The organism is Bradyrhizobium sp. 76, from assembly GCF_023073025.1.
Classification (GTDB): Bacteria; Pseudomonadota; Alphaproteobacteria; order Rhizobiales; family Xanthobacteraceae; genus Bradyrhizobium.
In genome coordinates this window covers 277,264-302,994 of record NZ_JADPIS010000149.1, presented here as the reverse complement: position 1 = coordinate 302,994, position 25,731 = coordinate 277,264, and the positions used below count along the sequence as shown (strand labels likewise).

Annotated in this window: 26 protein-coding genes; 15 read left to right on the top strand and 11 right to left on the bottom strand. The window is 61.6% G+C overall.

Annotated elements, in window-relative coordinates:
- Window positions 1-106: 106 nt before the first annotated feature.
- Together IVB48_RS36895 and IVB48_RS36890 are read right to left on the bottom strand one after the other, a co-directional pair.
- Window positions 107-1,816 (bottom strand): SulP family inorganic anion transporter, encoded by a 1,710-nt coding sequence (locus IVB48_RS36895; protein ID WP_247407988.1) that lies wholly within the window; start codon window positions 1,814-1,816, stop codon window positions 107-109.
- Window positions 1,813-2,487 (bottom strand): YoaK family protein, encoded by a 675-nt coding sequence (locus IVB48_RS36890; protein WP_027569343.1) that lies wholly within the window; start codon window positions 2,485-2,487, stop codon window positions 1,813-1,815. The genes IVB48_RS36895 and IVB48_RS36890 overlap by 4 nt, the downstream gene beginning before the upstream one ends.
- A gap of 130 nt (window positions 2,488-2,617) precedes the next feature.
- Here IVB48_RS36890 and IVB48_RS36885 point away from each other — a divergent pair, with 130 nt between their 5' ends.
- From IVB48_RS36885 to IVB48_RS36875, 3 genes are read left to right on the top strand one after another with little or no spacing between them, the layout of a single operon-like run.
- Window positions 2,618-4,306, top strand: coding sequence for a transporter (locus tag IVB48_RS36885; protein WP_247407987.1), 1,689 nt, complete (start codon window positions 2,618-2,620; stop codon window positions 4,304-4,306).
- A gap of 17 nt (window positions 4,307-4,323) precedes the next feature.
- On the top strand, window positions 4,324-5,199 hold the full coding sequence (locus tag IVB48_RS36880; RefSeq protein WP_247408804.1) for a dienelactone hydrolase family protein: 876 nt from the start codon (window positions 4,324-4,326) through the stop codon (window positions 5,197-5,199).
- 29 nt (window positions 5,200-5,228) lie between these two features.
- The gene (locus tag IVB48_RS36875; protein ID WP_247407986.1) at window positions 5,229-5,840 is read left to right on the top strand and encodes an invasion associated locus B family protein; all 612 of its coding nucleotides are present in this window, start codon (window positions 5,229-5,231) and stop codon (window positions 5,838-5,840) included.
- Between the two features lie 12 nt (window positions 5,841-5,852).
- On the opposite strand, the gene IVB48_RS36870 is transcribed toward IVB48_RS36875, so the two are convergent.
- Together IVB48_RS36870 and IVB48_RS36865 are read right to left on the bottom strand one after the other, a co-directional pair.
- Window positions 5,853-6,227 (bottom strand): response regulator, encoded by a 375-nt coding sequence (locus IVB48_RS36870; RefSeq protein ID WP_247407984.1) that lies wholly within the window; start codon window positions 6,225-6,227, stop codon window positions 5,853-5,855.
- Between the two features lie 197 nt (window positions 6,228-6,424).
- Window positions 6,425-7,048 carry a response regulator gene (locus IVB48_RS36865; RefSeq protein ID WP_027569338.1) on the bottom strand — a complete coding sequence of 208 codons (624 nt, stop codon included), beginning with the start codon at window positions 7,046-7,048 and terminating at the stop codon, window positions 6,425-6,427.
- A gap of 318 nt (window positions 7,049-7,366) precedes the next feature.
- Between IVB48_RS36865 and IVB48_RS36860 the strand changes: the two genes are divergently transcribed.
- Window positions 7,367-8,050 (top strand): helix-turn-helix domain-containing protein, encoded by a 684-nt coding sequence (locus IVB48_RS36860; protein WP_027569337.1) that lies wholly within the window; start codon window positions 7,367-7,369, stop codon window positions 8,048-8,050.
- Here IVB48_RS36860 and IVB48_RS36855 read toward each other — a convergent pair.
- From IVB48_RS36855 to IVB48_RS36845, 3 genes are all read right to left on the bottom strand, one after another.
- Window positions 8,028-8,486, bottom strand: a complete 459-nt coding sequence (locus IVB48_RS36855; protein WP_247407982.1) for a potassium channel family protein — start codon at window positions 8,484-8,486, stop codon at window positions 8,028-8,030. The genes IVB48_RS36860 and IVB48_RS36855 overlap by 23 nt on opposite strands.
- A 105-nt stretch (window positions 8,487-8,591) precedes the next feature.
- Window positions 8,592-9,800 (bottom strand): acetate kinase, encoded by a 1,209-nt coding sequence (locus IVB48_RS36850; RefSeq protein ID WP_247407979.1) that lies wholly within the window; start codon window positions 9,798-9,800, stop codon window positions 8,592-8,594.
- Window positions 9,801-9,955: 155 nt separating this feature from the next.
- Window positions 9,956-11,044: an AI-2E family transporter gene (locus IVB48_RS36845; RefSeq protein ID WP_247407978.1), complete on the bottom strand. Its 1,089-nt coding sequence runs from the start codon at window positions 11,042-11,044 to the stop codon at window positions 9,956-9,958.
- A gap of 369 nt (window positions 11,045-11,413) precedes the next feature.
- Here IVB48_RS36845 and IVB48_RS36840 point away from each other — a divergent pair, with 369 nt between their 5' ends.
- Window positions 11,414-11,770: a hypothetical protein gene (locus IVB48_RS36840; RefSeq protein WP_247407976.1), complete on the top strand. Its 357-nt coding sequence runs from the start codon at window positions 11,414-11,416 to the stop codon at window positions 11,768-11,770.
- A 450-nt stretch (window positions 11,771-12,220) separates the two neighbouring features.
- Here IVB48_RS36840 and IVB48_RS36830 read toward each other — a convergent pair whose 3' ends face one another.
- The 3 genes from IVB48_RS36830 to IVB48_RS36820 form a co-directional block, all read right to left on the bottom strand.
- The gene (locus IVB48_RS36830; RefSeq protein ID WP_247407974.1) at window positions 12,221-12,973 is read right to left on the bottom strand and encodes an outer membrane beta-barrel protein; all 753 of its coding nucleotides are present in this window, start codon (window positions 12,971-12,973) and stop codon (window positions 12,221-12,223) included.
- Between the two features lie 265 nt (window positions 12,974-13,238).
- Window positions 13,239-13,514: a hypothetical protein gene (locus tag IVB48_RS36825; RefSeq protein WP_247407972.1), complete on the bottom strand. Its 276-nt coding sequence runs from the start codon at window positions 13,512-13,514 to the stop codon at window positions 13,239-13,241.
- A gap of 446 nt (window positions 13,515-13,960) precedes the next feature.
- A complete protein-coding gene (locus IVB48_RS36820; RefSeq protein WP_247407970.1) occupies window positions 13,961-14,479 on the bottom strand; it encodes a hypothetical protein in 519 nt (172 codons plus the stop codon).
- 320 nt (window positions 14,480-14,799) lie between these two features.
- On the opposite strand from IVB48_RS36820, the gene IVB48_RS36815 reads away from it, so the two are divergent.
- The 3 genes from IVB48_RS36815 (at window position 14,800) to IVB48_RS36805 (ending at window position 16,407) form a co-directional block, all read left to right on the top strand.
- Window positions 14,800-15,090 (top strand): hypothetical protein, encoded by a 291-nt coding sequence (locus IVB48_RS36815; protein WP_247407968.1) that lies wholly within the window; start codon window positions 14,800-14,802, stop codon window positions 15,088-15,090.
- Window positions 15,091-15,789: 699 nt separating this feature from the next.
- The gene (locus IVB48_RS36810) at window positions 15,790-15,984 is read left to right on the top strand and encodes a hypothetical protein (protein ID WP_247407966.1); all 195 of its coding nucleotides are present in this window, start codon (window positions 15,790-15,792) and stop codon (window positions 15,982-15,984) included.
- Window positions 15,985-16,131: 147 nt separating this feature from the next.
- The gene (locus IVB48_RS36805; RefSeq protein WP_027569328.1) at window positions 16,132-16,407 is read left to right on the top strand and encodes a hypothetical protein; all 276 of its coding nucleotides are present in this window, start codon (window positions 16,132-16,134) and stop codon (window positions 16,405-16,407) included.
- Between the two features lie 148 nt (window positions 16,408-16,555).
- On the opposite strand, the gene IVB48_RS36800 is transcribed toward IVB48_RS36805, so the two are convergent.
- The gene (locus IVB48_RS36800; protein ID WP_247407963.1) at window positions 16,556-17,512 is read right to left on the bottom strand and encodes a MurR/RpiR family transcriptional regulator; all 957 of its coding nucleotides are present in this window, start codon (window positions 17,510-17,512) and stop codon (window positions 16,556-16,558) included.
- A gap of 239 nt (window positions 17,513-17,751) precedes the next feature.
- On the opposite strand from IVB48_RS36800, the gene IVB48_RS36795 reads away from it, so the two are divergent.
- The 7 genes from IVB48_RS36795 (at window position 17,752) to IVB48_RS36765 (ending at window position 25,648) form a co-directional block, all read left to right on the top strand.
- Window positions 17,752-19,293, top strand: a complete 1,542-nt coding sequence (locus IVB48_RS36795; RefSeq protein WP_247407961.1) for an ABC transporter substrate-binding protein — start codon at window positions 17,752-17,754, stop codon at window positions 19,291-19,293.
- Between the two features lie 79 nt (window positions 19,294-19,372).
- Window positions 19,373-20,317, top strand: a complete 945-nt coding sequence (locus IVB48_RS36790; protein WP_247407959.1) for an ABC transporter permease — start codon at window positions 19,373-19,375, stop codon at window positions 20,315-20,317.
- On the top strand, window positions 20,314-21,174 hold the full coding sequence (locus IVB48_RS36785) for an ABC transporter permease (protein WP_247407957.1): 861 nt from the start codon (window positions 20,314-20,316) through the stop codon (window positions 21,172-21,174). Before IVB48_RS36790 ends, IVB48_RS36785 begins: the two co-directional genes overlap by 4 nt.
- Before the next feature lie 3 nt (window positions 21,175-21,177).
- Entirely contained in the window at window positions 21,178-22,152 is a 975-nt protein-coding gene (locus IVB48_RS36780) for an ABC transporter ATP-binding protein (protein WP_247407955.1), read from the top strand.
- Window positions 22,149-23,114, top strand: a complete 966-nt coding sequence (locus IVB48_RS36775) for an ABC transporter ATP-binding protein (protein WP_247407953.1) — start codon at window positions 22,149-22,151, stop codon at window positions 23,112-23,114. The genes IVB48_RS36780 and IVB48_RS36775 overlap by 4 nt, the downstream gene beginning before the upstream one ends.
- Before the next feature lie 326 nt (window positions 23,115-23,440).
- A complete protein-coding gene (locus IVB48_RS36770; RefSeq protein ID WP_007593010.1) occupies window positions 23,441-24,691 on the top strand; it encodes an ABC transporter substrate-binding protein in 1,251 nt (416 codons plus the stop codon).
- A 129-nt stretch (window positions 24,692-24,820) separates the two neighbouring features.
- On the top strand, window positions 24,821-25,648 hold the full coding sequence (locus IVB48_RS36765; protein WP_027569321.1) for an AraC family transcriptional regulator: 828 nt from the start codon (window positions 24,821-24,823) through the stop codon (window positions 25,646-25,648).
- Window positions 25,649-25,731: the final 83 nt, after the last annotated feature.

Here is a 25,731-nt window from a genome sequence, read left to right as displayed (position 1 = left end):
CTGGAGTAATTTCCGGTGCGACATCGTCCAAAGCGCTGCCGCATGACGGATCGAGGACGATGGTGAGATCGCATCAGAGCCGACCGGCCAATAAGTCGGGCGGATCCTATGGATTGGGATCAGATGATTGTCCGGTCATGCTTTCCCCGAGCACGCTGTCGACCGAACGAAGCCACGCCCCGCTGTCGGTCTTTTCCGCCAGCCCCTCAGCCCGCAGCAGATCGCGCAATTGCGCGTGCGCGCCGACGATGCGGAAGGTGATATTTCGGGAGGCGAGTTCGTCATAGAGATCATGCAACATGCGCGCGCCGGCCAGATCGATGTAGGGTGACGCCGACAGATCGCAGACAACCAGCCTGACGCCGACCGATAGCGGCAAGGTGCCTAACACTGTTTCCAGGATCGTTTCAGCATTGATGTAAAGCAGCGAGGCTTCGGGTCGAAACGCGATGATGCCGACCAATGGCTCGACGCCATCGTGCCTCGCATTGTCGGAGTAACGGCCAGTACCGGGGAGCCGGCCGAGGAACGCGACATTCGGACGCGAGGCCCGCGCCAGCAGCAGAACGATCGACGCAATAGCCGCCAGCAGGACGCCTTGCAATATCCCCAGGAGCAACACGGCCAGCAGCGCAATCGCCGCGGCATGAAAGTCGATGCGGCTGACTTGCCACATTCGCAACAGCGCGCGGATGTCCACCAGCCTGTAGACGGCGGCAAAGACGATCGCCGCAAGCACTGCCTTGGGCAGGTTCGTCAACAACCCCGTGAAGAACAGCAGGCATAGCGCAAGCGTCACCGAGCAGATCACCAGGGCCAGCGGCGTGCGCGCTCCGGCATTGTCGTTGACCGCGGATTGCGACAGCCCGCCGGCCACGGGATAGCCGTGGCCGAAGGCCGTAACGAGGTTCGCCGCGCCCAGCCCCAAAAACTCCTGCCGGACATCGAGCGCATAGCCGTGTTTGGCAGCAAAGCTGCGGGCGGCGGAGACGCCTTCGATATAGGCCAGCAGCACGCATCCCGCAGCCAGCGGGAAGAGCTCGTCGGGCTCCAACAGGCCAAAACTCGGCAACCCGATAGCCGGCAATCCCTCTGGGATTTTCCCGGTGACCGGCACGCCAAGGGACGGAAGGCCAAGCAATGTCGCCACGACAATCGAACCCGCCATGATCGTGAGCCCGACCGGCCTTCCGGGCAGCCGCCGTTCTCCCACCAACAGAAACAAGAGCGCGAGGGCTCCGATCGCCAGAACCAGCCAATTGATGCCGCCGAGCTGACCGGCGAGCTTGATGGCGCGATCGAAAAAATTGTGACCGCCTCCGGCGACGCCGAACAGGCTCGGCAACTGGCTCATCATGATGGTAAGTCCCGCGCCGGCCTTGAAGCCGACCAGGATACTGTCGCTCACCAGGCGGACAAGAACGCTGAGCTTGAACAACCATGCGATCAGGCACAGCAGCGCCACCGCGCATGCGGCCAGGCTTGCGATCTCGGCGTATTTCGCCGCGTCTCCGCCGGACAATGTCCCAACCGTCGCCGCAATCATCAGCGAGATCGCCGAGGTCGGACCGACCGCAAGCTGGCGCGACGACCCGAGCAGCGCATAGCCGATGCCGCCGAGCATGTAGCCGTAGATTCCGATCTGGGGCGGCAGGCCCGCCAGCGTGGCATAGGCAAGTGACACGGGGATCGCATAAGCCGCGAGGGTGATTCCGGCGATCGCGTCCGAACGCAGCCAGGCACTGTGATACCCCGCCAGCCAAGCCGCGGGCGGAAACAGGAAGGGCCGGCGCGATCTACGGTCCGATGAGGTCATGGGCTGGCCTCGTCGTCCGGACTTTCGCAACGCAACAGCACAACCAGGAGCGCGATCACGGGGACACCGAGCGCCAGGTCCGGGATCTGCTTGGTCGCGAAGGCGCCAAGAGCGGCGCCAAGGCCGAACGTGATGCACAAGACAGCAAAAATACCTGGCGGCCGTAGCGAGCCATTCCGGGAGGCCACAGCGAACATGCCTTCAATCGCTTGCCGCATGTTGCCCGTGATCATGACGGAGCTGTAGAGCACGCCCTCAACCCTCGTGAAAACGGCGCTCTGTACGGCGGCGACGAACGAAATCCCAAGCGTTCCCGCGAGATCCGGCAAGCGATTGTGCAGGACTGCGATGATGACGAGCAGCAGAATCTCGAGCAGCGTGCTGATGGCACTGGCGCGCTCGCGCGCCGCCCGACGCAGCCATGACGCGGCGACAATACCGACCGCGAACGCAAGGATCGGTGGGACGAAGTGGAGCGCCTTCGTCCAGTCGCCGACCGAGCCATAAACCCACAGCAGGACGAGATTGGCCGTCTGGGCGTTAGCCATGACGCCGTGGATGATCCACGTATAGGCGTCGAGGTAGCCACCGGTGAAGGCCAGCAACAGCGCGACTGGCAGCGTTTCGTCGCGGCGTATCGACGAAGCAGCGGTGGCATCCATCGTGCTCATGTCCCAACGTCGGGTTCTGAAATCCTGCGCTTGAATAGGGAGCGTCTGGCCGATCGCGAGGGTTGATCTGGATCAAGCATCGCCGGGTATCACCAACCAGATTGGCGCAAATGGCTGGAGGGCCTGCACCATGAGCACGGTCAGATGGATCATCTCCGCCGCTCCGGAAATCTTCCTGCTGCTGTCAGTCGCGCTCGGGACCATTCTTGGCCGCGTCCGGATCCGCGGCTTTTCGATCGGCACCACGGCGTGCACGCTCATCGTTGCCGTCCTGATCGGGCAGCTCGGCACCTTCACGTTTCCTTCCCTGCTCAGGGTCATTCTCTTCAGCCTGTTCGTGTTCACGATCGGCTACCGGTCCGGACCCGAGTTCTTTGCCTCGCTGAGCATCCGGACCCTGGCTCAGGTCGCGCTCGCGCTCGTGCTTGGTGGTACCGGCCTCATCATCGTTCTCGTATTTGCCCATGTGTTCGCGCTCGGTCCCGGCACCGCCTCCGGTCTTGCAGCGGGAGCTCTGACACAGTCGTCGGTCATCGGCACCGCATCTGGCGCGCTAGCCCAGCTTGGACTGGCCAAAGAGGTGCTGCAGCAGCAGGACGCCAATATCGCCGCCGGCTACGCCGTCACCTACGTGCTCGGCTATATCCTCACGCTCCTGTACGTGCCGTTTGTCGCGCCGAAATTGATGGGGATCGATCTGAAAGCGGAAGCTGCAAAGCTCGAGGCGGAGCTTTCGGGTGGCAACCCGCAACAAAATGAGAATCTGCATTATCGAAAATTCCAGGCGCGCGCGTACCGGGTGTCGGCAGCGGCGGGACGGACCGTCGGCGCCGTCGAAGACGAGATCGGCAGCCGCAGCGTGATCGAGCGGATCGTGCGCCAGGGCGCCGATGTCGAGCCGCATCGCGACACCGTCCTTCAAGTGAGCGACGACATCGTCATTGCGGGACGCACCGCCGCCATTGTCGCCGCGAAACCGATTGTTGGCACAGAAATCGACGCCGATGAGATCCTGAAGGCGCTTCCGGGCAACGTGATCGACGTCCTTGTCGACAATCGCAAGCTCCATGGCCGCTCCGTCAAGGACGTGGCCGATCGTGTCGGCGATGCCGCACGAGGCGTGTTCCTCCGAACCTTGACGCGAATGGGACGTGAAGTCCCCTTGAGCGCGGACACCCGCGTCTATGTCGGTGACGTCATGACGCTGGTCGGCAGCACCCGCAACATCGAGCGCGCCGCCTCGTATGTAGGACAGATTCTGCGCTCCGAAGATCGCACCGACATTGCATTCCTTGCCGCAGGCATCGCCGTGGGTCTGCTCGCCGGTCTCGCAAGCGTAAAGATCGGGTCGGTGCCCCTGACGTTGGGAGGTGGCGGCGGCGCCCTGATTGCGGGGCTCTTCTGCGGCTGGCTGCGCTCGCGGCGGCCGACAATGGGCGCAATGCCGCCCGCAGCGCAGCAGACGCTGAGCGATCTCGGCCTTGGCGGCTTCATCGCGGCGATCGGGCTCGGCAACGGCCACGCAGCCTGGGTCGCGATCCAGTCGCAAGGCATGCTGCTGGTCGGCATGGGCCTGGTGGTCACGCTGGTGCCGCTGATCGTGACGACCCTGTTTGCCCATCGCGTGCTCCGCATGAACCCGGTCATCATCTGCGGCGCGCTGGCCGGCGCCATGACCGTCGACGCCGCCGTTACCGGCGCCTGCGAAGTTGCAGAAAGCCAGACGCCCGTGCTCGGGGTCGCCGTGCCTTACGCTGTCGGCAATGTTGTGCTGACCGTGCTTGGACCGATCATCGTGGCCAGCACTTTCGCCAGTTGAAGGAGGCGCGCGTGAATTTGCGGTCAACAGTGACCTACCTGGCGGCGGCATTGAGCATTTCGGCCTGCTTTCTTGCCCCTGTGCGAGCCGACGACAATGTCCAGATCCAGGAAGAGATGTGGGCCCTGCCGCTACCGCTGCCGATGTTCGCCTATGTCGTGCGGCCCGTCGGCGACGGCCCCTTCCCGCTGGCGATCATGAACCACGGCGTTTCGCTCAAGGCCGTCGATCGCAGCTTCTTCCCGCTGGTGGAGTTCCGCGACGCTGCCAAGTGGTTTGCCAAGCGCGGCTACCTCGTGGTGGCACCAGTCGGCACCGGCTACGGCGCAGCCGCGATCGATATTCCCGAGCACGGTCTCTATGGACCGTTCTTCTCCAAGGTCGGAAACTGCACCAATCCGAACTTCCACGACGCCGGGCGTGCGGTGGCGCAGGTCGATCTCTGGATCATCGACTACATGGTGGCCGAGAAACGCGTTCTGCCGATGGACGTGGTCGTCGTCGGACAGTCCGCGGGCGGCTGGGCTTCCATTGCGCTCTCGAGCGCAAACCCACCGCAGGTGAAGGCAATCATCACATTCGCCGCAGGACGCGGCGGGCGCGTCGACGGCAAACCCAACAACAATTGCGCACCGGACAAGCTGGTCGAAGCAACTGCCGATTTCGGCCGAACCTCGCGGGTGCCAATGCTGTGGTTCTATATCGAGAACGACACGTTTTTCGGTCCGGCCTTGTCGAAGCGCATGCATGACGCCTTTACCGCTGCCGGCGGCAGGGCCGAATATCATCTGATGCCGCCCTTTGGCAACGAAGGGCATTTCTTCATCGGCTCGCCCGACACGATCGCGACGTGGTCACCACTGGTCGAAAAATTCCTCAATGCGCAAAAGTAGCCGCAGACGCCGACGCCTGGAGGCGCAATATGATCAACCCTGCTCTCAAGCCGCGACGTAAGCCTACGCGAGCCCATCTGTTGCTTTTGTTCGCAACGGCTATTGCCGCACCCGCTTCGTCCCAGAATGGTGCAGCGCAACAGCATGCGCGCGAGGCAAAACCCACCGAACTCGCGCCTCGCGGACAGCGCGAAGCCAGAGACATCACCTATGGCGACTGGCGGAAGCTTTGCGTCAAGCCCGGCGGTGCGCCGATGCTGTGCCGGACCTCGATCACCGGCAAGTTTGCAACCGGCCAGATGGCGGTGCGCGTGGACCTGATCGAGCGTGACGCCGACCCCACTGCCCGGCTACAAGTGTTTGTCCCGGTCGGGATGTATCTGCAACGGCCTGCCAAGCTGACCGTCGATCAGGGACATTCCCAGTCGTTGCCCTACACCTGGTGCCTGAGCAATGCCTGTATCGCCGCCGACGCCGCCGATCCCAAGTTCGTCAAGGACATGGAAGCCGGCAAGGCGCTGGTGCTCGAGGTCACCGATTCCAATCTTCTGTCTCTGACGACATCGTTGCCGCTGGCACAATTCGCCTCAGCTCACAATGGCGCGCCCGCTCAGACGCTGGAGCAGGATATCGAGGAGTGAGCAACGGCGAGATCAGTTATGCCCGGCGCAGGCGCGTTCAATGGAATCGATGAGTGCGCTTGCCGCGAAGGGCTTGGCCAGATAGGCGGCGCACCCGGACTGAATCGCGGCCACTTGATTCGCTAGGCAGTCGTTGCCGGTAATGTAGATGATGGGGGTCGTGGCACCCTCGCTAGCGAGCCTGCGGCGGAGTGAGATGCCCGACTCTCCGTTCAGATTGATATCCAGAACGATGCAGCACGCCTCGTCGATGCAGCCATAACGAAGCAGCGCGTCGGCGGAATCAAAAGCAACCGCATCAAAGCCGTGCTTCCGAAGCAGCCGCTCCAAGCTTCGGCGCATCGATGAATCATCATCCACGACGTAAATCGACTTACGTGCAAACAATGGACCCGTCTTTCTGATTGGAAACCCGGCACTTGCGTCGCAACGACGCTACGCGGCAATGGTTCCTGCGCTAATCCGACGGCTAACGACGCCGGTATGTAGGCGGTCCAGGCCGAACTATGTCAATAACATTTCATATTGGCCCATCGTACAGGTCTCACCGCAGACCTGACGAAGCGCACGAAAATGGGCCTGCACTACGCCTTTTCCGAATCCAGAAGACCGAGCCGCTCGGCAGCGGACACCAGTTCGGCAAACGACAGTACCTGCATCTTAGTCATCACTTGGTGGCGGTGCGCTTTCACCGTACGTTCGGTCGTTCCAAGCTCATAGGCGATCTGCTTGTTGATTTTACCGCGTACGATCAGGTCGAACACCTGTCGTTCACGCCGCGACAGAGACGTCAAGCGAGAACGCAGCGAATCGAGCTTGCTCTGTTGGCTGCGCACCGCCTCCTGTTGAGCCATCGCGCGCTCAATCGCATCGATCAACTGTTCTGACGATACCGGCTTGGTCAGAAAGTCCTCCGCGCCGGCCTTGATCGCACGGACCGTCGTCGCGGTATCGGCATGTCCGGTCAGGAAGACGATGGGCAGCGGCGACTGGCATTGGAGGAGCGAGGTTTGCAACTCCGGCCCGCTCAGGCCCGGAAGCTGCACATCAAGCAAGATACATCCCGGATGGCTGGACCCTGGCGGATCATCCAGTAGCTGCTGCGCGGACGCGTAGGTCACAACTTCATACCCGGCCAGTTTGAGTCGACGCTGGATCGCCATCCGGAAGGATGCGTCGTCGTCCACGACATAAACGAAGCCGGGCAAGTTTTTCTCCCTCGACGGGTACTTCAAATGCAGAAACCAGACGTGCCGTTAATGCCTGAGCAAAGCAGCCAGATTGGGATGCCACAACCGCGAACGGAGCGTCCGTTTTCGGCATATTGCCGCACCATCTGACAGACACTCTGACGGGTTCTCAATCCAGCGCATCGAACCCTACCTGTACCTTGGTACAATGCACCTACAGACAATGGTTGAAAACCCCACTTATGACCTAAACAACCCTCGCGGGAAGCGGATTTTCGGCGGCTCCTTACTCCCGGCCATGGAAATATCGCGCCACCATCAGTTCGGGAGTTGGCCATGTTCGTTCGCACCGCTGCCGACGCCTCTTCGCCGCTTCATTCGCTCCGGGAGCTCGGGCTAAACACCGAGTCAAATCCAATCATCAGTTTAAACGAATTTACCTATAAGAAGGGCTCGGAAGTCTACGGCGAAAAGGAGGCCGCGGAGTACGTCTATCAGGTGAAGAAGGGTGCTGTGCGAAGCTACAAGCTCCTGTCGGACGGCCGACGCCAAATCGGCGCATTTCATCTTGCGGGCGACATCTTCGGGCTGGAAAACGGCAGCGCGCACAGGTTCACGACGGAAGCGATCGTCGACACCACGGTTCGCCTCGTGAGGCGCCAAAGTCTCGAGCTGGTCGCGCAGGACGACGCCGTGGTGGCTCGCAACCTGCTGAGCATGACCACGACCAACCTTCAGCATGCGGAAGACCACATGCTGCTGCTCGGCCGCAAGACGTCGCTGGAGCGGGTCGCAGCCTTCCTGATCGAGATGGACAAGCGGCTGACGGCGGCCGGGATCATGGCGCTGCCGATGTCGCGGCGTGATATCGCCGACTATCTCGGATTAACGCTGGAAACCGTCTCCCGCGCACTATCGCGGTTGCATGAGCTCGGTATCCTCGGCTTCATCGGAAACACTCAGCGCCAGATCGTGCTGCTGGACAGGCTGAAGCTCGCTAGCCTCGATCTCCAGAACTAGACTGGGGCGCCGCGATCGCCGCAAGATGCTCAACCGTCTTGCGCAGCACCTCGAAAAGAACTGCGGTTGACCAACCAAACATCAGGATGCCGTTCATCGCTGTCATGGGTCCCGTCAGCCGCCACCCCGCGGCGGGCGTGATGTCCCCATAGCCGAGCGTGGTGTAATTCACGAAGGTGAAATATAGCAGATCGCTCCCCGAAGGCGCCGCGCCGACCGTCCCATAGGCGAGCGCCCAAATGAGAACCTCGACAGTGTGCGCAACCATCAAAATGACAGCAGTGGTGACCATCACGGCCATCAGGTGGGACCGGGGCCGCCCCGTGTGCTTCAATCCGGCAGTACGGGCGATGTCGATGGCCGCAACGGTCACCAACGCGTGAATCATGATGTTGATCACGCTGATCAAGGTACCGAGCAGGAATTGGACCGCCATTGCGCACTCCTAGTGCGGACATCGAAGAAGTCGTCCGATGACCCGGCAAGCGCCGATCACCAAAGCTCTCTACGTTTGACTGCGACCCTGATCAAGGAGAACCGATCACGATGCCCCCTTTGATGCTGTCGCGCTGCTGTTCATCAGCAGCGCCAACGTGTGTCTCGCGATCATGAGATCCACGTCGGACGGCACGACGTAAACCGGAATGCGGCTCGCTGAAGATGATATCAGCTGCGATTGCCGCGCGTTCTGCGCCACATCAAGTTTGACACCGAGCCATGCGAGCCGCTCCGCCACGCGCAAACGGATCGACGCGGAGCTTTCGCCGATCCCGGCGGTAAAGACGAACGCATCGAGCCCCTGCAACGCAGCTGAGAGCATACCGGCGTTAAGGCCGACCCAGTGAGCGAAATAGTCGATCGCGAATTTCGCGTTGACATCTTCACTTGCCTCGAGCTGACGGATATCGCCGCTGAGGCCCGAGAGGCCGTTCAGCCCGCAATCCCCGTGGAGAAACTCCTGCACCCTGGACGCCGCCATTCCCTTTTCCGAGATGAGATAGAGCACAACTCCCGCGTCGATCTGCCCTAGTCGCGCTTCCATCGGCAGTCCGTCGATCGCGGTGAAGCCCATGGTGCTCTCGACGCTCCGTCCTCCATGGAGGGCGCACATTGATGCCCCGCTCCCGAGATGCGCGACAATTACGCGTCCCATCGCGATTTCCGGCGCAACCCTCAGCAAGGTCTTCGCGATGTATTCGTAGGAGAGGCCATGAAATCCATAGCGCCGTACGCCCTCGGCATGAAGCCCACGAGGGATCGCGTAGTGATCGGCCACCGCAGCATGGGCTCGATGAAATGCGGTCTCGAAGCAGGCGACCTGCGGCAGCGTTGGGAAGTCAGTCAGGATCGATCGTATGGGCGCCAGATTATGCGGCAGATGAAGCGGCGCCAACGCGGTCATTCCTTCCAGGCGCGCCAGGATCCCATGATCAATCAGGACCGGCCGGTCATGCTCTGCACCGCCGTGAACGACGCGGTGCCCGATAGCAATGGGGCTGATATGAAGCTCATCCCGCAACCAGGCGCCTGCAATGTTCAGTGCGGCCAGAATATCCGGCACTGCGTCGATCGGATAGGCGCGATTGGCAAGCGGATCGCCGCCGGCGCTGCTCGCCTGCAGTCGCGGGCAACGCCCGATCCCGTCGATCCGTCCCTTGATCTGTTGCCGCAGGCTTCCTTCTCCTTCGATCGAATAGATCCGGAACCTGAGGCGGGAAGAGCCGGCATCGATGACAAGGATGGTATCCATGGCACTCACGTCGCACTCGTCGGAGCATGTCGAAGCCTTGCATCAGCACCGGCGGCCACAGCAGCCGGACCAGGCGGGCCAGACATTTCCACCACCACGTTCCGACCTCGTGGTTGTATCGCTTTACCTGAAAGGCTCGGTCGAATTGATATGGGTCAAAGCTCGATCGCCAGTTTCGCCGGCACGGCACGTTCGGTACGAATCCAGGCCACCGTCAGCTCCCAGACCACAGATAGGATGATAGGTCCGATGAAGAGGCCGATGATCCCATGGAAGAGGGTTCCTCCGATCACCCCGATCAGGATCACGAGCGCTGGCGTGGTCAGGCCGCGGCCCATGACAAGTGGTTTCAGGATGTTGTCGAGAACCGAAACGATCACGAAAAACACCGTCAGCAGGAGCGCGATCGGAAATTCCTTGTCGGTCCAGATCCAGATGATGACCGGCAGGATGACAATAGCGCCGCCTATTTGCACGATCGACAACAACAACACAGCAAATGCCAGCAGCCCCGCGCTGGCGATGCCGGCCAGCTTGAATCCGATGCCCGCCAGCAATGCCTGGATGATGGCGACGCCGATCACGCCTTGGGCCACAGCACGGATCGTGGCACCTGCCAGGTCGAGAAAGTGCTCGCTCTGGTCGGGCACGACGCGCGACAGAAAGCTGCGCCCCGCCCCCACGAGCTGAGGTCCATACGGAAACAGCACCCCGGCCACCGCCACCGACAGCAGAAACTTGACCGTACCTACCCCGGCATTGCCTGCAAATCCGAGCAGGGTCGCCGCGAATGGCTTCAGGTAGGGCACCACAGCACGCAAGAGCGATCGGAGATTGGTCGTCGCTTGGTCCCAGAGATCGAAGAGCTGAGGGCCGATGACGGGCCAATCCTTGAGAGGCTGCGGCGGCGAAGGCACGTGCAGTTCGCCAGCCGTCATTTGGGCGGCAAGATCGGTGATCCCGTCGACCGCGCCCATGCCCAGCCAGGTCGCGGGTCCGATCACAACAGCAAGATTGACGAGAGTAAGGATCGTTGCTGCAAGCTTCGGTCGGCCACCGAGAATGTCACTGAGGCGCCGAAACACCGGATTAAGGGCAGCGGCAAGCACGACACTCCACGCCAATATGGGCACGAATGGGCGGACCAGGAGGAGCGCCCAGATGAGCAACAGCCCCAGCAACCCCAGCCGGATGAGAAGCTGGATGATCTCGTCTCCGGAGAATATCTGGCGGAGTGTTTTCACGGACTCGCCTTCTCATGCCGCGCATGCTGAGGCGAACTAGCCCCTGCTCTCGCTCAGCTGGCTTGATCCAGATCAAGCGTCGCGGCTCTCCTACAGCTGAAGTCCGGGCGGGTTCAGCTCACGCTTGGCCTCAAACACTGTAACGATCGCAACATTTCATATGCACGGTCATGCCGCCGGCGCGACGGAATCCCTCCCTCGCCGGTCAGTCGAGATTTCAACGCGGTGGAGGACATTATGAGGTTCATCAAAGGGGCATTGGCAGCATTTCTTACTGTCGCGACCGCCATGATTTCCGTACCCGAAAGCGAAGCAGCGCCTTTGCCCACCAATGTTGGCGCGATGAGAGCCACGCTTGATAACGACGTGATGAAAGTGCGCTACGGAGGCTGGGGTTATCGCGGCGGATGGGGCGGAGGTTACCGCGGAGCGGGATTGGGCTATCGTGGCTTGGGGTATCGCGGCGTCGGATATGGCTACAGAGGTTACGGATCTAGAGGCTACCGTGGCTGGGGCGCCGGCGCAGTGGTCGCGGGGGCGGTCGTCGGTGGCGCGATCGCAAGCTCCGGCTACTATGGTGCATATCCCTACTACGGCGGCGGATACTCCTCTTACGGCGGAGGATACGGCTATGATTATTGTCCGCCCAGTGCCTACAGCGCCTACGGAAGCTATGGCGGTTATGGCGGCTACTACGCGAGGCGGAGCTACTATTCCGGCTGGTAGATTTGCCTCGGATTCTCTCGAGCACACGCGCTCTTGTTGTCGCCGTGGCGCAATGGCAGCGCGAGCGCGATACCTCCATTGATCTGGATCAGCACGCAGGCAGGAGCGCTGATATCGACTTGCGGTTTCGAACAGAGGAGGCGCATCGGACTAGCAGCTGCATTCATGACGACCGAGCTGGTTCTCGCGAGTCCTGAAAGCGCCAACGTCATTATATACTGCCAAAACGTGGACTATCCGGCGCATTGCGTCGCGAGGCCAGGCGTCGTGTTGGGAGTGCGTCCCGTCGCACGCGCTGCCGCACGGGAAGCGGTGCGGCCCGGCACTCCGACCAACCGCGGCGGTCCGGTCGATCGCGCCGACAGGCGCTGACTGGCTTGCGCGGTACGGCCACAAAAATGAGGGCCGACATGACTGCCGGCCCCCTGAAGACGTCAGACCCTGGAGAGCTCAGTACCTTGCGACGACCGGGTTGGCCCCGCCGAAGCGGTAGTTGAAGCGCACGGTGAGCATATCGACGTCCTGGGTGATCCGGTCGTTCACAAAAGCGGCAAGGCGCGGATCGGCGACCGTGAACGAATTATTCCGGTGCCCCATGAACAGATGATCGTATTCGAGCCCCACCGACCAATTCGGGGTGAAGCCGTACTCGAATCCAACACCAATGACGCCACCCCAACGGGTCGCACTTTGCGCGGCGAGTTCGACGCCGGACGCAGTATCAAGGACGCTCAGCCGGTTGTCTGTCACCGCCGCGCCGCCCTTCACGTAGAGCAGTGACGCATTCCAGGCGTAGCCGATCTGGCCGGTGAAGAGGCCGATGGCGCTCGTTTTGGCGCGCGTGGAGAGCGTCGGATCGAACAGGCTGACGCGCTGGTTACTGAGATCCGCCCAATCGCCCTGAGCTTCCAGACCAAACACCCACTGGCTGGCTTGCCAGCGATAACCGAGCTGACCACCGATGACGCCACCGGATCGATCGCGGCAGCCGGAAGCGACGGCGACGCCAGCCGCGTCAAGGAAATCCACGCAGTTGTGGTTCTGCGCCCAGCCACCATTGCCACCGATATAGAACCCCGTCCAATTGTAGATTGGAACGATCGGTGCCGGAGGCGGCGCCTTCACGGCCATATCGGCAGCCATGGCGGGTCCCATGGCCAACGCCACCAGGCCAATTGTTGTCAGCAGAAGTCTTTTCATCATGCTCTCTCCTTGCCGGCCGCTTTTTGATTGCTCGAACGGCGGCTTGTTGCATTGCAATCATCCCCCAACTTCCAGCTGAAACTCTACGGGCGAGGCCGCAAACTCCACGTGCCAAAATGGCAACACTCAAGACATTTCGAACCAGGCTTCGGTCTGCCTCGCCCGCGGAGTCGAACGACTGGCGCCAGTATCCGAATTGGCCGAAAGGCAGCCGTCTGCTCCGAGTCACCTCCAGTCATCCGCATCAACCACCGTGATGGCCCGCCTATTTCTCCGGGTCGCGCTTGGCATCGGGGCCGGTAATCTCGTCGCCTCGGCCTTGCTCGATCCAGGACGGAATGTCGCTCGAGGGAATCAACCGTCGCGGCAAAAAGGGATTGAGCGTGCCTGCGAACACGATCAATCCCTCGTTGAATTTCTCTCGCGCGAAGGTCCGCGCCTCGGCTTCGCTTTCGAATGTACGCGTTTCCCGGGGACTTCGCCGCTTCGGCAAGGTCCCTCGCTTTTGCACCTCGAACGTGACGTACCAGGTCTGCGGCATCCGCCAGCTTCCGGATCGTGATCAGGCGGACATCTGTCGGCGAACAATCACCCGTGAGATCATGTCGACGTCCTAGTTGCGCCGTTCCTCACGACGCACGTTGCGTCCCTCACGCCTTTCCTCGCGGCGCCCGGTACCTCCCAATGCGCCGCTCATGTCGCCGCTCGTGGCGTGCTCCCCGTCTCTCCCGCCGTCGTTCCATTCCGACTGTTTGCGCCAGCGCTTATGTTCCAAACAGGAACTTGCCGGATGCCGCCAGCCCGAGAGCAGCGGCCCACCCCAGCAACGAAAGCGCCTCGCGAAGATGGAGTCGTTCGAACCTTGGCGCTTCACTCATGTCAGTTACTCCCGAGCTTGAGGACGTTTGATTAGGCGAAGGCTCGACGTGCATTCGTTGATCAGTATCAACGGTGGGCGCCCCACTCCGCAGCGACGAACGGAGACGCTCACCAGGCCTGGTTGCCAAACCAGCCGTACTGCGGCGGTCGCGCGAGGAGCCGGATATTTCTTTCGATGTGCCTCCTCTCAATTTTGTTCTGACGCTGCGGCTTCGCGTCAGCCTTTACCGGCGGACGCGCTGGCGGCCGTTCGGCATCGGGTGCTCCAAGCCGAGCAAATGCCTCGCGCACGCGCGTCTGTGGCGGGTCGGCGCCCGGCGGGGCAGCGAACTCGACCTTGGGGACGTCGATCGCCACGATCGTGGGCCGGCTAGTGTCGAGAACGATCCGCTCGGGCACCTTCAAATCAGAGTGGATGCGGATAGTGGCGGATCGCGCCACGCCATCGTGTATAGCGGGCCGGACCGGGACAAAGGCATCCGCAACGAACAGCATCGCGAGCAACGCGCCGCCGACATAGAACAGATAGCGTGAGATGGGCATTGTCGGCGCCATCGCCGCCGCAGATTTTCGTCTGGCAAGCAACGGGCCACGGCGGCAGAATTGGCGAAGCAATGCAACCTGCATGAGCGTGGTTGCCTGAATCGAGCCGCCGCTGCGTCCGCCGCGGCGCGCCCCTGGTGAAGCACTTGCTGAGGCACGGGCGGCGCTCCTAGAGTAGGCACACACATGCTGCAGCAGGCTAATGTTCACTGCGTCCGAACGTGACTTCGCTTGAGCCAGATCAACGAATTGAACTATCGCAACACGCCTCGCGTAGTGTCGCACGGCTTGGTCAGTGTCAGTGACATGCCCCTTGGTACAATGGTCGGAAGGGCAATTGCAGAGAGGTGGAACGCAACGCAGAATTCTCACCGCGTACATCGAGCTTCTGGCAGGGAGGGCCGATGATGAGCCAATTCGAGCTGAGTTCGCGCGCGGCACTTTGCCGGCAGCTTGCAAACCAGGATCCGGCGAACCAAACGGTCTGGATGGCCGAGGCAAGAAGCTGGTCACGGCTGGCCGCGGAGATGCTTCCTGAAGAGCACCGATTGAAAGGCGGCATCACCGCCCGGTTATTCTTCGCCTTCAACAAATTGGTCGCGGCGCAACACGAGCCTACGAACCAACCGGCAGAAATGATGAAGAGCAGATCCAAACGCGTCATGCCGTCTCGGACCTTGTCACCGACGGCCTGACGCTTTCAAGGGAGAAGCGTTCGCACGATTGCACACTTGGCTCGAATGTGGAGAGAGCCGGTGCACCACGTGACAGCATGCTTTCCGATGCGACCCGGCGGGCTGCACTCGACGTCAAAGCATCGTTTTCCAGATTCCCTTAGCGCGATCCGAACCTGACCCGGTAAAATCGAAGACGAAGCAGATGCGATTTGTTGAATCCCTTGATCTAAAGCAAGCCACGGCCCTGGTGCTGCGTTGGTCTTATGACGTTGAAGTTCATTTTTGGAGAAGGTCCATGAACTCAGCGAGCGCAAGGAAGATTGCCGCCGCCATCGCCGTCCTCGTATGCGGCACGACGTTGTCCATCGGCTGAAACGACCAAGGCGGAATTTCGCTGCAGGTCGACAAGGCGCAAGCGGCGACGCGATTGTACGTCACTCCCTATTATCGCGGTCACTACTACACGAATGCGGTCTGCCCTGGTACGCGGTGCGAGCCTATTATTTCGGCGGACCGTGGAGCTACGGCTACAGCGGCTGGACCGACTATGCGGCGCGCAACGGCATCGTTGCGTCCCAGGCTCGTTGGTGAAGGGCGGCGATGGCATCATGTACGGTGTGCCAATAGAGCTCATGATGGCGCGATGGGCGGCGCCCATTAAGCCGCCCGTCGCGCTGATCTGCGCTCAGGAGATCGACGGCTGAGGGGGAGGATATCATGACCTATGTTCTGGTCGTCATCAGCTGGCTCGGCGTCGCGAATGGCGCCGTCATATCGACACAAGAATTTTCAAGCGCAGAGCAGTTGCGAAGCAGCCCGGACGGCGCTGATGGAATACGCGAAAGCGCGCAGCAGCGACAAGACACTGAGGCCGCTCTGCATACAGAAGTAAAAAAGCGGCGAAAAGGGTGACGCATGTACCCGAACCCGACTGAATCGTTCTGGTGTTTCGCCTTCGCTTAACAGCTTCACGATTTCGACGGTTCCTTGATCTTGATCAATGGTCCGAGCGCCAGTCCGTGGAGCGATCCAAATTCACTATCACAGGCGGAGACTATCATGAAGCGTGGTTTGGTCACAAAGCTATCACTCGCGGTTGCCGTGGTCGCCCTCGGTGTGTCCGGCTCGATCGACTGGTCGGCGGAGGAAGGCCTTTCGCTCTCGCTCGGCCGGGCTGAAGCACGAGTCGGGCGGCCCTTGACGCCCGTATCAGTCGCCGGCGTAGCACGGCGCACCACCAGGCGCGCGGTCGTCGGCGGCGCGGCAGTCGGTGCAGCCGCTGTCGGCACGGCATGTGTCCGCGTGCTGGTCAATGGCAGCTACGTCTGCCGCTGATAGCCCTCGTTGCCGGCTCCGAACATCGCATCCTGCCAGATAACTTTTTTCGGCAGGATGTGCGGTTCAGGTTTCGGAGCGCGATTGGCGTTGCCACATACGAGCGGCGATGTACCGACCAAATCCTCGTTGGGCCACTGTAGATTTTTCAGTCTCCCAGCGGCCCTTTGGCGTCCCCGTCGCTCCCTTTCAGCAACTCGTATTTAATCCGCCGCATGCGTGCCTGGGCTTCGAGCGGCTTGCAATAGGCGGTTGACGCTGCGAGCAGATCGATGGTGGCGAGAAATGCATAGCGCGATGCCGTCGGCTTAAGTGCGTCTGGCGCTTCGGGCACGTGCACGCCAAGCGCAATATCGGCGATTGAGGCCAGCCTGCTTTGCGGCTTGGTGATTGCGACGACCAAGGCGCCATATTGCTTGGCGATAGTGGCTGCCTCGATCACTTCGTTCGCCGCACCGGTGGTCGAGATGGCAACGACGACGTCATCCCGCCCGAAAGTCGCGGCGATCATGCGCATCAAGCTCGGATCGGAGGCATGCGAGACGGCGATCCCAAGACGAAAGAACCGGTTCTGAACTTCCGCCGCCGCAAGAGTGGAACCGCCCCCCACCCCGAACGCTGCAAGCTTCGAACAGCGGGAGATCGCTTCGGCAGCCCTCTCGATGTCGTCCTTGCGAAGTCCCTCCTCGGCAGCGGCAATTGCACGACGAATTTCCTGAAACACCGACCGCCAGAGCGCGGGGCGTGCCAGATCGGTCCCGACATGCGGGGGAGGCTCAACGTAAATCCGCCCAACCGCCATTGCTTGAGCCAGCCTCACCTTGAGGTCGCGGACGCCCCGGCAACCGACGGAGCGGCTGAACCGGGTTACCGTCGGCTCGCTGACGCGCGCCCGGCGGGCCAGCTCGGAATTGCTGGCATGAACGGCAAACTCCATATCGGCCAGCAGCACCGTGGCAACGCGCTGCTCCGACGGGCTGAGGCTTGGAGCGCTCTGCCTGATAAGGGAGATGATGTCGCCGGCCACGACATTGTCGTCGCCCGACGGCTTCGAGATCGCTGCACCAACGGCTCTCGCCGGATGATTTCGCTTTGCACGCGCCATTGCCTGCCCTTCCCCAGGTCAGATCCACCTGCGCCCTTGGCGGGAAGCTGCCGTAAGAAACCTTCAGCATCGACCAAACGTATATCGGCATGCCCCATCAAGAATAGCATTTTCCGCTTGATAATTGGCAAATTGTGTATGTAACTTTCAAACAACCAATAGCGTGCCAGCAGCCCAACAGCTGAAAGGCACATCCCCTGCACCGGGAAGCAGGCGGTCAGCAAGGCGGGAGGGCGATCATGAGATACGGTCCAAGTGTCTTGATGCGTGGCGTCGTGGGGCTGGCCACCGCGTCATTCTTGCTTGCAGAGGCCAATGCCGCCACCCTGCTGCGCGAAGCCACCATCGGAGAACCGCCGCCGCTCGATGTCATGCTGACGACAGCAGACGTCGCATCGGTCATCGGCCGCCACATCTTCGAGACCCTGTATGCGCTGGATTCGACCTATACGCCGCGTCCGATGCTGGCCGAGAGCGATCGCACGGACGACGGCGGGCGGACCATCGTCCTCAAGCTCCGCGAAGGTGTCCTCTTCCACAACGGCAAGGAGATGACCGCCAAGGACGTGGCCGCCTCGATGACGCGATGGGGCAGTTTCGGTGCCCGAGGCAAGCTCCTGATGGCGGCGGCTACGTCGGTCGAGGCCACCGGACGGTATGAAGTCACCCTGAAATTGTCCGCGCCGAACGGCGCCTGGAAGGCTCTCATTGCGGACGTCAATGGCGGTCTTGCGATCTATCCGGAAGACATAGCCGCCAAAGCGGGGAACCGGCCGATCGAGCAAAAGGACTATATCGGCACCGGGCCTTACAAGTTCGTGGAGTGGCGGCCGAACCGCTATGTCGAGGTGGAGAGGTTCGACGGCTACAAGCCGGTGAAGGAAAAGAGTGACGGCTTCGCCGGCGCCCGCGTTGCGAGCTTCGACAAGATCCGGTTCATTCCGGTGCCTGACGTCGGAACGCGCGTGAGCGGCGTGCAGGCGGGCGACTACGACTATGCGGAAATGATCTCCGGTGATCTGTACGAGTCCCTGAGCAAAGATCCATCGGTTCAGGTGCAGCGTACCAACGCGCCGATCTTCGGCCTGTTCTTCATGAACTCGAAGCAGGGAATCCTGAAGGACAATTACAAGCTCCGCCGCGCCATCCAGACCGCGCTGGATAAGTCGCAGGCACTGCGCGTCGCCTTCGGTCCCAAAGACCTGTGGAATGGCGAAGGATCGATCTTTCCAAACGGCACACCCTGGTACTCGAGCGAAGGCGTCTCCAATTACAGTGCGCACGACCCGAAGAAGGCCAAGGAGCTCGCAAAGGAGGCGGACTACACGGGGACGCCGATCCGCCTGCTGGTCTCGACGAACTACCAGGCACACTATGACGAAGCCTCCGTCTTCACCCGCCAGCTGGCCGACGCCGGGATCAATGTTCAGATGATGGTCGTCGATTGGGCTACCCTTCTGAAGATGCGCGGCCAGCCGGAACAATGGGACATCTTCGTCACCCACCATTCCTTCGCGCCCGACCCGCTGCTGCTCACGTTCTTGAATGCGAGCTATCCCGGCTGGTGGGACAGCCCCGAGATCGGCTCGCTTCGGGCAGAGTTGATCAACACGACCGATCCAGCCGCGCGCAAGTCGACATGGGACAAGATCCAGTCGCTGATCTATGAGCAGGTACCGGTGATGAAAGTAGGCGATGCCTACACCTATGACATTGCTTCTCCCAAGCTCAAGGGGCTCAACCCAAACGGCCCCGTGTTCTGGAATGTGTCCACGAAATAAGGACGGGCAATGAGGCCGCGAAGACTGTCGAGCGCCGGCGCCGGCGCGCATCGTTGCAGCTGACCAGGCGCTCAATCACATGTGGTCTTACGCATTCAAGCGCGCAGCAACGACGGCGGTGACGCTGCTGGCAGCGTCCATCATCATCTTCGCGTTCATCCATATCGTGCCGGGTGACCCGATTTATGTTCTGCTCGGTGACACCGCGACCCCCGACCAGATCGACGCCTTGCGACACCAGCTCGGTCTCGACCAACCGATTATCCTGCAATATCTCACTTGGGCCGGCCATGTGCTCGAGGGCGACCTCGGGCGGTCGATCTTCTTCCAGGCGCCCGTGCTGTCGGTAATTGCCGATGGCGCCGAGACCAGCACTTTGCTCGCCACCATGACGATGATCTGGGTTGCGGTCATCGGGGTGCCGATCGGCATGATTGCGGCGGTCCGGCACGGCACGTGGCTCGATCAGGGATTGTCCGGCGGGGCGATGCTGATGGCCTCGATACCCACGTTCTGGGTCGGGCTCTATCTGATCCTGATCTTTGCCGCCTGGCTTGGTTGGTTTCCGAGCTCCGGCTATCCGTCGATCTTCGAAGGTGGTGTCGTCAATCTCCGCTATCTCGTCCTCCCAAGCCTGGCGCTTGCGGCTCCGAATGCCGCTTTGATCCTGCGGCTGACGCGCGCCAGCATGCTCGACGTCTCCCGGGAGGACTACGTGCGCACGGCCCGTGCAAAGGGAATTCGGCCGTGGCAGGTCGTGCGTCGCCACATCTGGCGTAATGCACTCCTGGCGGTCGTCTCGGCCTTCGGCTTCACCTTCGCCGCACTACTGTCCGAAGCGGTGGTGACCGAAACCGTGTTTGCCCTGCCCGGTATCGGTCGCCTCGTCGTTCAGTCGATCCTTCGCCGAGACTACCCTGTGATCCAGGGCGTCATCCTGGTCATCGTGGTGGTTTATCTCCTGATCAATCTGATCGTCGATCTGAGCTATCGTCTGCTCGATCCGCGGGTTGAACTTCAATGAGCAGCGACAGCGTGACATTGTGGCTCAAGCCGTTCATCACCCGCCCGATCGCGCTGGCCGGGCTCGGGGTTCTTCTGGCGACTGTGCTCGCCGCGGTCTTCGCACCCTGGCTGTCGCCTTACGATCCGTATGCCATCGATCCCCTGATCCGTCTGACGCCGCCGAACGTGACCCACTGGTTCGGCACCGATCAATTCGGCCGGGATACCCTGTCGCGCACCATTCATTCAGCACGCATGGCGCTTCTGATCGGCTCCGGCGTGGTCGTCTTCGCTCTCGCGACCGGCGTTCCGGCCGGCGTACTTTCCGCTCTGTTTCCGCGGCTGGGGCACCTGCTGATGCGCATGGTCGACGTACTGATGGCTTTCCCGACTCTGCTTCTCGCACTCGGCCTGATTGTCATCTTGAGCCCGAGCGTGGCCACCGTCATTCTGGCCATCGGGATCGGCTACATGACGACGACGACCCGCATCGTCTATGGACTGACACTGCGCTTGCGCGCGGAAACCTACGTCGAGGCGTCTCGCAGCATGGGCGCCGGAGCGGCGTGGCTCATCAGTCGGCACATCTTGCCGAACCTGGTCTCACCACTTCTCGTGCAGGCCAGCTTCGTCTTCGCGTTCGCGCAGCTCGGCGCGGCTTCACTCGACTTCCTGGGCCTCGGCGCCCCGCCGGACATTCCGAGCTGGGGCAATATGCTGGCGGAATCGCGGACCTTCATCACGCGCGCTCCGTGGCTGCTCTTCTTCCCGGGCATGATGATCGTGGCGACGGCATTTTCTCTGAACCTGGTCGGCGATGCATTGCGCGATCGACTCGATCCGCGGTTCCGTCAAGTCTTCGGTGAGAAGGGTTAGGCCGTGCTGACAGTTTGCGACCTTACGGTGTCAGTGGGGCCGGAAACCGCGCCGGTCGACATCGTCGCGGGCGTGTCCTTCGGATTGGCCAAGGGCGAGATCCTCGGTCTCGTCGGCGAGTCCGGTTGTGGAAAGAGCATGACCTCGCTTGCGGTCATGGGATTGCTGCCGCAGCCCGGTCCTCGGGTCCGGGCCGGGCGGGTCCTGTTGGAGGGCTGCGACGTAACGCAGCTGCAGCCCTGGCAACGTGTCGAAGCCGGCCACGGCCGCATGGCAATGATCTTTCAGGAGCCGATGACCTCACTCAACCCGGTCCGTCGGATCGGCGATCAGATCGCCGAAGCCATACGCGTACATGAGGGAATCTCGGGCGCAGCGGCGCTCGTCCGCGCTCGCGAGCTGCTCGAACTGGTCCGCATGCCCGACCCCAAAATGCAGCTGTCCGCGTATCCACATCAGTTGTCGGGAGGCCAACGCCAGCGGGTCATGATCGCGATTGCGCTGGCCTGCAGGCCACAGGTGCTGGTCGCCGATGAACCGACCACCGCGCTGGACGTCACCATACAGGTTCAGATTCTCGGGCTCTTGCGCGAGCTCTGCAATCGGCTAGATATGGCGATATTGTTCATCACCCACGACATGGGAGTCATTGCGCAGCTCGCCGATCGCGTTGCTGTCATGTACGCCGGCCGGATTGTGGAAACCGCGGCAGTCGATGCGCTGTTCGGCGCACCCCGTCATCATTACACCCGCGGACTGATGGATTGCATGCCGTCGCGAAATTCCGGCGCGCGCCGGCTGCCTACAATTTCTGGTCAGCCGCCGCTGCCAGGTTCGGTCGCTGCTGGCTGCGTGTTTGCCTTGCGTTGCGCAGCGGTACGCGATGAGTGCCGCGTGGCGACCCCGCCTCGCCTGGAGGCCTCCCAAGGGCACGAGGTGCTCTGCGCATTTCCACTGGCCGGCGGGGAGCTGCCATGAGCGGCAATGCCATCCTCGACGTCCGGGACATGATGGTCTCGTTCAGTGCCAGGCGAGCCGGTCGGAAATACCGGGTGCAGGCGGTGGATGGTGTATCGCTGTCGCTGGCCGAAGGCGAGGTCCTCGGGATTGTCGGCGAGTCCGGCTGCGGCAAGACCACGCTGGGCCGCACCCTCGTCGGGCTGGTCCAGCCCGACAGCGGCAACATCAAATTGAAGGGAACCGAATTGATCGGAGCCGGCGGCTCCGGCCTCCGTGAGAAGCGTCTAAGTGTTCGAATGGTTTTCCAGGATCCCAATGCATCGCTCAACCCGCGGCGCGCAATTGGAGATTCGGTGGGGGAGGCGGCCGACATCAGCGGCTTCTTCAAGAGCCGCGCCGAGCGAAGCGCGGCCATAGCTGCCACCTTGACGGCCGTCGGGTTGAACCCCTCTTTCGCCGCTCGCTATCCCTACGAGCTGAGTGGCGGGCAGCGGCAGCGGGTCGGAATCGCACGCGCCATTCTTCCCACCCCGTCCATCATCGTTGCCGACGAGCCGGTCTCGGCCCTCGACGTTTCCGTGCAGGCGCAGGTGCTCAATCTGATGATGGATCTGCGTGACCAGTTGGGACTGTCGATGCTCTTCATCTCGCACGACCTTGGCGTGATCGGACAGATCAGCAGCCGCGTTGCTGTCATGTATATGGGCCGGATCGTGGAGCAGGCCGGGACGCGGACGGTCCTCGATTGTCCGCTCCATCCCTATACGCGCGCGTTGGTGGCAGCAATTCCGAAGCCCGATCCATCGAAACGGATCCAGGGTGCGATCGAAATGGGTGAACCGCCAAGTCTCTTCGCGCGACCGCGCGGTTGTGCGTATGCGCCCCGCTGTCCAATGGCCAGCGATCGCTGTCTCGTCGATGTGCCACAACTTCGATCTGTCGGTGCGGACGGTCGGACAATCGCCTGCCACAACGTATAACCAGCGAGTGCCGCGCGCGGCGAAATCACGCAACGCCTACGATTGATTTCTCCTCTATTCGAGCGGCCGCAGTCGCAACCGCCATGCGGCTGGCGGGTGCCAATTCGGGAAGCCTGACGCCTGTTGCACCGCGATGTTAATCGCGACGCAACATTCAAAATGAGACTGCCCGTTAAACCGCCCACGGCTCCGACACGTGCACTGCATCCGAGTTCGGATAGCCTCCCTTTCAAGAACCGTTGGCCTTGTCCGAACGCCGCACCGCGCGGCGGACGCGTCAGGGCGCGGTGAAAAACAGCGACAAAGAACGCCCTGGGAGGAGAGCAATGTTGAAAGGCAGTCTAGGACTGATCGCGTTGAGCAGCCTGTTACTTTCGGGCACCGCCTTCGCACAGGAGAAGATCAAGGTCGGCGTCACCGCGACGCTCGAAGGTACCTACACCGTGCTCGGCGAGGACGGTATCCGCGGCTTCCAGACGGCCCTCAACGTGCTCGGCAAGAAGGTCGGCGACAAGGAACTCGAATTTGTCATCGCCTCGACCGACGCGACGCCGGACTCCGCCGTGCGAGCCGTGCGCAAGCTGATCGAGCAGGACAAGGTACAGATCCTGCTGTCGCCGCTCTCTGGCGACGAAGGCATCGCGGTCAAGAATTTTGCAAAGACCCATCCTGAACTGACCTTCATCAATGCCGCCTCCGGGGCCCAGGAAACGACCTATGTCGATCCGGCCCCGAACTTTTTCCGCTACAACATGGACGGCGCGCAATGGCAGGTGGGCCTCGGCAAATACGCTTATGACCAAAAGAAGTATCGCAAGATCGCGACCGTCGGCGAAGACTACTCCTTCATCTATACGCAAGTGTTCGGCCTCGTGCTCGAGTTCTGCGGTGCTGGCGGACAGGTCACCAACCGGCAATGGGTGCCGCTCGGCACCAAGGACTTTGCCTCGGTTATCGCCGCACTGCCCGACGACGTCGATGCAATCTATCTCGGCCTCGGCGGCGCCGACGCCGTCAACTTCCTGAACCAATACCAGCAGGCCGGCGGCAAGGCGCATCTGATGGGCGGCTCGATCATGATCGACCAGACCATCCTGTCGTCCAAGGGAAACGCCAAGAATGCCCTGATTGGCACGCTGGCCGCGAGCGGCCAGGCCGACACCTGGGAGAACCCGAGTTGGCAGAAGTTCGTGAAGGACTATCAGGACGCGTTCCCGCCCAACAAGCGCTTCCCGAGCCCATCGCTGCTCGCCACCAACTATTATGGCTCGACAATGGCGCTGATCCTGGCGCTGCGCCAGGTCAACGGAGATCTCTCCAACAATCAAGCCAAGTACAAGGAGGCCCTTGCCAAGATCGAACTCGACGCACCCAACGGAAAGATCAAGCTGGACTCCAACCGCCAGGCGATCGGCACCAACTTCGTCACCGAGGTTGTCGACGACGGCAAGGGCGCGCTGTTCTCAAAGGTCGTGAACGTGATCCCGAACGTCAACCAAACGCTCGGCTACGATCCCGCGGTGTTCGCCAAAATCGGTTTACCGAGCCGCACAGTACCGGAATGTAAGAAATACTGACCTAGTCTAGTTCGCGAACGATGACCGGCCGGGGAGAGATTTGCCAGAAGCGCGACACGTGCGCCCTTGCATTCTCTCCCCGGTTGTTGAACGCTACCAAAAAATACAAGAGCTTTTGGGAGGAGAGGCATGAGCCGGGCGCTCGCCGTCTTCCACGGCCGCTTTGGTCGGGCGACGGTCTATCAGTTGAACCGCCCTTTCAACATCCACGCACATCGCGAAGGTCATTTGATCTTCCATGTCGGCGGGCGTTCCGCATGCATCGATGTCAGCGACGGACGCTACGAGCTCACCGAAGGGTCCGTCGTCGCGGTCAATCCGTGGGAGCCGCATAATTTCTTGCCGTCCGATCTCGAAGGCGGCGCCGTTTTCTTCGTGCTCTACGTCAATGCCGAGTGGTTTGCGCCCGATGCGCCCGGCGCCGACCGCCTGCGCTTCGGCCGCACCCAGTTCACGCGGTCCGTTGCGCTGGACAAGCATATCAGGCACGCAGCCGCCCTCGTGTGCGGCGCTCCCTCGCTCAACAGCCTCGATGGCGAGCTGAGAAGCCTGATCGACATCTGTTACGACGAAAGCTGGCAACAGGCGGCGACCGCGCGCGATCCACGCGCAAACGGCTCCGTCACGGATTTTCGCGTTCGCAAATGCATCAAGATGATGTCGGAGAGTCCTGGCGCCGAGATCGAGCTCGACACCATCGCGCGCGAATCCGGCCTGTCGCGGCCGCATTTCTATCGGCTCTTCCGCACCCAGACCGGCGTCACGCCACACCTCTATCTTAACACGCTGATGATGGAGCAGGCACTGGAGGCGCTGGTGGCGAGCGAAGCGCCGATCGCTGATATCGGCTTCGATCTCGGCTTCTCATCGCAGAGCGGATTCACCCGCTTCTTCGCCGCCAATGTCGGCATGGCGCCGACAGATTATCGCCGCGCGGCCAAGGTTTTGCGCGCCTGAGGCCACGCGAAAAGATACTCACGATCAAGCGCCTCCCTTACAGCCGCATTAGGATGCGCCAAACGCGGTCCCGAAACGAGGAT